This is a genomic window from Novosphingobium sp. MBES04, assembly GCF_000813185.1.
Lineage (GTDB): Bacteria > Pseudomonadota > Alphaproteobacteria > Sphingomonadales > Sphingomonadaceae > Novosphingobium > Novosphingobium decolorationis.
The window spans coordinates 1-1,172 of the sequence record NZ_DF850505.1 but is presented as its reverse complement, the minus strand read 5'-3'; the positions used below and the strand labels follow the sequence as shown (position 1 = coordinate 1,172).

General features: G+C 60.8%; 1 protein-coding gene. It reads right to left on the bottom strand.

Translation table 11 applies throughout. From position 1 onward, the window contains the following. Window positions 1-19: 19 nt before the first annotated feature. On the bottom strand, window positions 20-961 hold the full coding sequence (locus tag MBENS4_RS23670) for an IS110 family transposase (protein ID WP_039396878.1): 942 nt from the start codon (window positions 959-961) through the stop codon (window positions 20-22). Between the last annotated feature and the right edge of the window lie 211 nt (window positions 962-1,172).

The following is a 1,172-nucleotide window of genomic DNA, read 5'->3' as shown; positions in this document are numbered from 1 at the left end:
ATTAGAGTATCCGTGATGATCAAGTCTGAGATTGCGCCCAGCATCTATCGGCTTTGAGCAGAGCGTTTGCGGTCACGACGAGCTTTCGCATGACGGCGGTGATGGCGATTTTGGCGGGCTTTCCTGCGGTGACGAGTTGTTGGTACTTTGCCTTGAGGTCAGGGTTGTATCGGGCGGCGACGAGGGCCGGCATATAGAGGGCCTGCCTCACGTTAGCACGTCCGCCGCGGATGAAGCTTTTGCCTTTCCATTGTCCGGATTGCCGCGCAATCGGTGCAAGGCCGGCAAGGGACGCGGCCTGCTTGTTCTCAAGGCTGCCGAGTTCGGGCATGGTGGCGATGAGCTGGTTGGCGGTCAGCGTTCCCACACCCGCGATGCTGGTCAGTATCTGGTGTCGACGAGCGAGTACGGCATCGGCGGCGATCAGGTTGGAGATCTCAGCATCGAGGGCCGCGATATGTCGATCAATCTGTTCGAGCCGCTGGCGACACTGGCGCTTGAGAAAGGCGATGGTGAGATTTTTCTCACGATTTTTGAGCGCGGTGCGATCACGAACCAGGCCATCTCGGGCATTGATGAGTTCCGCCATTTGGGTCTGCTGTGGGCTTCGAGCGGGTCTGACCACTGGCTGCAAGGTTGCGGCCATACGAGCCAGCAGGATGGCGTCAATGCGATCAGTCTTGGCCAGCGTGCCAGTCGCCTGGGCGAAGCGCCGGGCCCGTTCAGGGTTGAGCTTCACACAGGGCCAGTTGGTCAGCGCCGCCTCCAGTGCGCGATGATAGGTGCCGGTTGCCTCGTAGGCGATCCGTTCGATCGGCCATTGTCGCAGCCAGGCGATCAGCGCCTTGTGCCCCTTGGCGGTATTGGCAAACTGGCGCTCGGCGCCGACGGGGTAGGCATGGCAATCGAGGCTCGCTTTGGAGATGTCGATGCCGATCGTCTGTGGTAGATTGTCGCTCATCTTTTCCGCTGTCCCATGCTTGTCATCCGGGTCCAAAACCCCGGTATCCGTTCGGGCCTGATGGAAAAGAAAGGGGCGATCCTACTCTAACCCGGTCCCTTAACGACCGGCGGTTTCGCGATCCGTCCCCTTCCGCCCGGACCGGGGTGGCCACCCCGGTCCGGGCAATCCAGCATGGCCCAAACGGACGGCGATGTCATAAGACAAGCGG